This window comes from Acinetobacter sp. UBA6526 (assembly GCF_002434875.1).
GTDB classification, from domain to species: domain Bacteria; phylum Pseudomonadota; class Gammaproteobacteria; order Pseudomonadales; family Moraxellaceae; genus Acinetobacter; species Acinetobacter venetianus.
In genome coordinates, this window is sequence record NZ_DJLC01000097.1 from 1 (window position 1) to 6,514 (window position 6,514).

At 40.2% G+C, this 6,514-nt stretch carries 6 protein-coding genes; 2 read left to right on the plus strand and 4 right to left on the minus strand.

Annotation, left to right across the window (positions count from 1 at the left end):
- The 4 genes from ftsI to B4237_RS06285 all read right to left on the minus strand — a co-directional run.
- On the minus strand, nt 1-1,648 hold a 1,648-nt coding region (ftsI, locus tag B4237_RS06270; protein WP_286942218.1), incomplete at its 3' end, for a penicillin-binding protein PBP3.
- A gap of 10 nt (nt 1,649-1,658) precedes the next feature.
- Complete coding sequence (gene ftsL, locus B4237_RS06275) at nt 1,659-1,997, minus strand: cell division protein FtsL (RefSeq protein WP_004877852.1); 339 nt, start codon at nt 1,995-1,997, stop codon at nt 1,659-1,661.
- A complete protein-coding gene (rsmH, locus tag B4237_RS06280; protein WP_286942220.1) occupies nt 1,997-2,920 on the minus strand; it encodes a 16S rRNA (cytosine(1402)-N(4))-methyltransferase RsmH in 924 nt (307 codons plus the stop codon). The genes ftsL and rsmH overlap by 1 nt, the downstream gene beginning before the upstream one ends.
- A 197-nt stretch (nt 2,921-3,117) precedes the next feature.
- Entirely contained in the window at nt 3,118-4,113 is a 996-nt protein-coding gene (locus tag B4237_RS06285) for a sulfate ABC transporter substrate-binding protein (protein WP_286942222.1), read from the minus strand.
- Between the two features lie 466 nt (nt 4,114-4,579).
- On the opposite strand from B4237_RS06285, the gene B4237_RS06290 reads away from it, so the two are divergent.
- Both B4237_RS06290 and gltX read left to right on the plus strand, forming a co-directional pair.
- Entirely contained in the window at nt 4,580-4,819 is a 240-nt protein-coding gene (locus tag B4237_RS06290; protein ID WP_017196760.1) for a hypothetical protein, read from the plus strand.
- 106 nt (nt 4,820-4,925) lie between these two features.
- Complete coding sequence (gltX, locus tag B4237_RS06295; protein ID WP_004877858.1) at nt 4,926-6,434, plus strand: glutamate--tRNA ligase; 1,509 nt, start codon at nt 4,926-4,928, stop codon at nt 6,432-6,434.
- Nucleotides 6,435-6,514 lie beyond the last annotated feature (80 nt).

Sequence of the window (6,514 nt, forward strand, 5' to 3'; positions counted from 1 at the left end):
ACCTAAAAAGTGCACGATATTCAGTATTTGAATAGCCTTTTCGGTCTGCACGCAACTTATGTGCCGTACCTGTTTTACCGCCCACTCGATAGCCTGGAATCACGGCTTGTTTTGCCGTACCGCCCGGCATCGTCACTTGTTCAAGCATCAACAATACTTCATCAGCGATTTTAGGTGATACAACTTGTGTTCCTTCAGGTGGTTTATCTAGCTTACGCAGACTCAGTGGCATCTCAACCCCATGATTGGCCAACATCGCATAACCTTGCGCCAACTGAAGGATTGTGGCATTCAAACCATAACCGTATGCCATGGTACCAAGCTGAGAAGGGTTGATCTTATCCGCTGGATAGAGCAAACCCGCACTCTCACCCGGAAATTTCACATCCGAACGATGACCAAAACCAACGCGTCTAAAGAAAGAAGGAATGGTATCTTTTGGCAAAGATAGTGCAATCTTTGCTGAACCAACGTTTGAGGATTTAACAATGACGCCTGTAACAGTTAAAGCACCATAGTTATGCGTATCACGAATTGTATGCCAACCCAATTTCATTGAACCCGGTGCAGTATTGACGATTGTGTTTGGTGTGTATTTTCCACTTTCTAATGCCGCTGCAATAGTAAATGGTTTCATCGTCGAACCCGGCTCAAACATATCAATTGCGCCACGGTTACGCATCGCGTCTTTATTGCTCAAACCATTTTTATCATTTGGATTGTAAGACGGCCAACTGGTCATCGCCAGAATTTCACCCGTCTTTACATCCACTGCAATTGCGGTTGCAGAGCGAGCGTTATTTGCCACCCCCGCAGCAGTAAGTTCACGATACATGATGTATTGCAAACGCGAGTCGATACTCAGGGTAATATTTTCCCCAGATTCAACTTCCTTGATCACTTCAGAAACTTTTAAACGATTGCCTTTCTTATCACGAATGATTTTTTGCTCACCATCCACACCAGACAACTGTTTATTCAACTGCATTTCCAAACCTTCAATTCCGCGTCCTTCACTGTTGGTTAAACCAATGATCTGAGCGTTTGGTTGAGGTTGTGGGTAATAACGCTTATAACTTTTTTCTGCGTATACACCTTGGAAATTACGTTTAGTAATTAAATCAGCTTGCTGCGGCGGCACTTCTTTTTGCAGTACCAAATAGCGCGAGCGTTGACGATCATTCATTTGCTTTCGAAGTGACTGGCGATCAATACCTACTGCATCTGCCAACTCATCTAAATTTAGATTTTTATCTGGCAACTGACGTTTCAATTTACGATTGGTTGGATCTTTCTTTAACTCTTCAGTGATCTCATCAAATTGCTTTTTCGCTTCCCAATAATCTCTTGGGTCAATCACAATCTTCATGATCGGTGTACTGATTGCCAAAGGCACACCATGACGGTCACTAATCACACCACGCATCGCCTCTAAACGCTCTGTACGAAGAATATTGGCATTCGCTTTATTCTGTAAAAAATCCTTATTCACAACTTGCACATAAAAGGCACGCGCAACCAACACCACAAAGCAAAGGAGCACAACACCCCAGAGCAAATAAAATCGCCACATATCGAGAGCAAGGGTTGGTTTTTCCGAAATGGATTGCTGTTTTTTTCGTATTGGTTTGCTTCGCTTATCTGCCATACAGCATGCCTTATTTATCTTGCTCTGAAGTCATAGGTAAAGAAATCACTACAGTTTGCGTAGCTGGTGGTGAAAACATTCGTAATTGTGTTACCGCACGCGAACCAATTTGGGCAGTCGCACCAAAAGTCTGTTGTTCAATCAGCAAACGTCCCCATTCTGCGTTTAAATCATCTCTTTCACGCATATAGGAACTCAAATCTCGATAATCATGACGATATTCAAACACCTGAAATACCACCATCATCGCACTGATAAACACCGATGCAACGAGTACAGCATAAACAATAACTTTTTTCAGTCCCTTTTTGCTGTTGGATACGACTTCGTCATCATTCTTGTTGTTCATTATTTGCCTTTTTGCTCTAAGCGCTCTGCAACACGAAGCCATGCACTACGCGAGCGAGGATTTGCCTTTACTTCTGCTTCACTCGCACGAATACGAGAAACTTTTTTCAATCGTCGAGTATCAACCTGCGCTTGAGGCATTCCCCAACCTGCGTCTTCAGCCAAGCTCGATTCTTTTTGAATGAATTGTTTGATTAAACGATCTTCCAAAGAATGAAAGCTAATCACGGCCAATTGCCCTTTTGGTTTTAATAATTCTACAGCTTGCGGTAAAAATACATCAATATCATCTAGTTCTTTGTTAATCTCAATACGGATCGCTTGGAATGTACGTGTCGCAGGATGTTTATGCTTTTCCCATTTAGGGTGAGCAACTTTAACAATCTCAGCGAGTTGTGCTGTTGTTGTAATTTCACCAGCTTGTTTTATGGCTCTAGCAATACGGCGGCTATAACGCTCTTCACCATACTGATAGATAATGTTTGCTAATTTTTCTTCTTCTATTTCGAGCAACCATTCGGCCGCTGTCAAACCTTGTGAGTTATCCATACGCATATCCAACGGACCGTCATGCATGAAGCTAAAACCGCGCTCAGCTTGATCTAGTTGCGGAGATGACACACCCAAGTCAGCCATAATGCCATCAACTTCAGTAATGCCAATGTTGCTGAGTTCAGCTTGAATATCTGCAAAACTTGCATGAATAATTTTAAAACGTGAATCTTCTTGTTCTAATTGTGCTGCAACTTCAAGTGCTTGTGGATCTTTATCAAAAGCATAAACACGCGCATTGGCATCTAATTTTGAAAGCAATAATTGAGTATGACCACCACGACCAAAGGTCGCATCAATAAAAATACCTGTGTCACGGCCTGCCAGTACGCCATCAACGGTTTCATGAAGTAAGACAGAAATATGCGACATAACAATGCAATCAACAGCTAAAAATGTAACTGCACATTATCACCTTGTTTTATGCCATCACCAAACGACTTTTTGTAGAGAATTCTTAACTTTTCATAGATAAAACCGTTTTCTTTCGATTTTTCACTCAATAAAAAAGCAAATACGCGCTGTATTTGCTTTTTTAATCATTTTCCTCAAAGGCACACACTCAACATTTATGGTTTTTCGGCATAAATTTGATCAAAGATCGCACCATTTACAAAGTGTGTTTTTTGCGCTTTTGCCCAGCCACCAAACACATCATTAATATTAAAAAGTTTGATTTTTGGAAATTGCTTAGCGTACTTTGCAGCAACTTGAGGATTACGTGGACGGAAATAATGTTTAGCCGCCAACTCTTGACCCAATGGTGAATATAAAAAGTTTAAATATCCACGAGCCAGATTACGATGACCATTTTTATCTACCGTCTTATCAACGATAGCAACAGAAGGTTCAGCCAAGATCGAAATAGATGGATAAACGATCTCAAACTTGTCTTGACCTAATCCTTTTGTGGCTAGTAGTGCTTCATTTTCCCAAGACAGCAATGCATCACCGATACCGCGCTCAGCAAAGGTAGTCAACGAGCCTCGCGCACCTGAATCTAGAACTTTGACATTTTGATAAAGTTTTTTGACCAATTCACGTGCTTTTGCATCATTACCATTTGGTTGTTTAAGCGCATATCCCCAAGCAGATAAATAAATCCATCGCGGTGCACCACCTGTTTTGGGATTGGGTGTAATAATTTCCACACCCGCTTTGGTTAAATCGTTCCAGTCTCGAATATTTTTAGGATTGCCTTTCCGAACAAGGAAAACAACAGTTGAGGTATATGGAGCTGAATTATCTTTAAACTGTTTTTGCCAGTCTTTGCGAATTAAACCCGCATTTGCGATTTCATCAATATCGTTTGCCAAAGCTAAAGTAACTACATCAGCTTGTAGACCATCAATAACGGATCGCGCTTGCTTTCCTGAACCGCCATGTGATTGTTTAAAATCAACCTCTTGACCTGTTCTAGATTTCCAATATTGTCCAAAAGCTTGATTGTATTCTTGGTAAAATTCACGTGTTGGATCATAAGATACATTCAAAAATGTGGTTGCCGCCTGTGTTACACCATTTAAACCAAAGCCAAGCAATGCGATCGCAAATATCTTTCTCATTTATACAGCCCCTAACTCATAAATATTCACACCACTATATTTTAGATAAAATATTTTACAATCAATAACTTATATCAATATAATATTTATTATGCTTAATTCTAGATATACGAACTTTTCATATAGATAACAGTAAAATGAAAGTACAAAAGTAGATAATGTTCCTTAAATCTTCAGTCTCCATGTTTTCTACATATTTGCTTGCTAAATTTGACTTGCACACAAACTAGCCACACAGCTATAAATATTAAGTAGAAATTTACTGGAAGTTTATCTTTTTTGTAAAAAGTGTGACGTAGTTCTACTTTTTTATTAAGATTTATGTTTGAATCGTATCATTAAAGCAATACTATATTTGTTTAGTTAGTCTTGTAGACTCGAAATCATGAAGGGGATGTTAGCAATGCGAGCATTAAAATTGAAAAAAACTCTATGCTTAAGCGTATTTTTAGTCTGCTCTCTACAGATGGGTCATGCTGCTGCAATCAAAGAAAGTAATAACATAAAATCAGTAGACAAATCTTCTTCTCTTATTGTTAAAGCACTTGATCAACAGAAACGTAATACAGCGATGATTCCATCAACTAATGATGAGATCAAAATGCTTAATACAATTCGCACAACACCAAGCCAAAATTTCTTTGCTAGCCAACATGAGCGTTTTTCTCGCTTTGTTCAAACGATTTTTCAACCGCATAATTCTTAATACTTTAAATATGTAACCCCTCGCATGTTTAAATGTGCCTAGTCATTCCGTGACTAGGCTTTTTCGTTATAATAGTTTCAATTTCTAATTTTAAATCCGATCTCTTATGAAAGTCCGTACTCGTATTGCTCCCTCTCCTACAGGTTTTCCACATGTAGGAACTGCTTATATCGCGTTATTTAACTTATGTTTTGCAAAACAGCATGGCGGAGAATTTATCTTACGTATTGAGGATACGGACCAACTTCGCTCTACCCCTGAATCTGAGAAAATGATCTTGGATTCACTACGTTGGTTAGGCCTCAACTGGTCAGAAGGTCCTGATGTCGGTGGCCCTCATGCACCATACCGCCAATCTGAGCGTATGGGTATTTATAAACAATATGCATTAGAACTTGTTGAAAAAGGTCACGCTTTCTATTGTTTTGCCACTGCTGAAGAGCTAGATCAAATGCGTGCTGAACAGCAAGCGCGTGGTGAAACACCAAAATATGATGGTCGCGGATTGAAGCTTTCTACTGAAGAGGTACAACGTCGCCTTACTGCTGGTGAGCCGCATGTCATCCGCATGAAAGTACCTGAAGAAGGGATTTGTAAAATCAATGACCTACTCCGTGGAGAAGTTGAAATTCCGTGGGCACAAGTTGACATGCAAGTTCTGTTAAAAACAGATGGTTTGCCAACTTATCACCTTGCAAACGTTGTAGATGATCACTTGATGGAAATCACGCACGTACTCCGTGGCGAAGAATGGTTACCATCAGCACCAAAGCATCAATTGCTTTACCAATATTTTGGTTGGGAAATGCCAACGCTTTGCCATATGCCATTATTACGTAATCCAGATAAATCAAAACTCTCTAAACGCAAGAACCCAACTTCGATCAATTACTATCGTGACATCGGTGTGTTACCAGAAGCATTGCTTAACTATTTAGGTCGCATGGGCTGGTCAATGCCTGATGAGCGTGAAATCTTCACGCTACAAGACATGATTGAGAACTTTGATGTGCAACGCGTGTCATTGGGTGGTCCAATCTTTGATGTCGAGAAACTAAACTGGCTCAATGGTCAGTGGATTAAAGGCCTGACTCCAGGACAATTGCTTGATCGTTTATTGGCATGGAAAAGTGATCGTCAAACATTAGAAGATATTGCTGCTGCAATTCAACCCCGTATCAACTTACTTTCTGAAGCTGTGAATTGGGCTGGTTTCTACTTTAACCACATGCCACAAATCAGCAAAGCACAGTTCGAAAGCAAGAAGTTGACCGAAGAACAGGTTCGTCAAAGCCTACAATTTGCGATCTGGCGTTTAGAAAGTCAGTTTACGTGGAACAATGACACCGTAAGTCAAACATTGATGGATTTGGCTGCACAAATGGAAATTAAATTACGCGACTTTATGCCAGCATTCTTTATTGCGATTGCAGGCTCAACCAGCTCAACGCCTGTAATGCAAGCAATGGTAACAATTGGTCCTGATTTAACTTTCGCTCGCTTACGCAATGCACTTGAAATTGTTGGTGGTCCAAGCAAGAAAGAACTGAAAGTTTGGGAAAAGTTAAATGAATCGCTAAAATTGCCGAAAAATGATGCAAATAGTGAGACTTAATTCAGTTTAATCATTGACGTGTGAGCGCAATCCCCCTAATATTGCGCTCACACAAACTGGGGCCATAGCTCAGTTGGTAG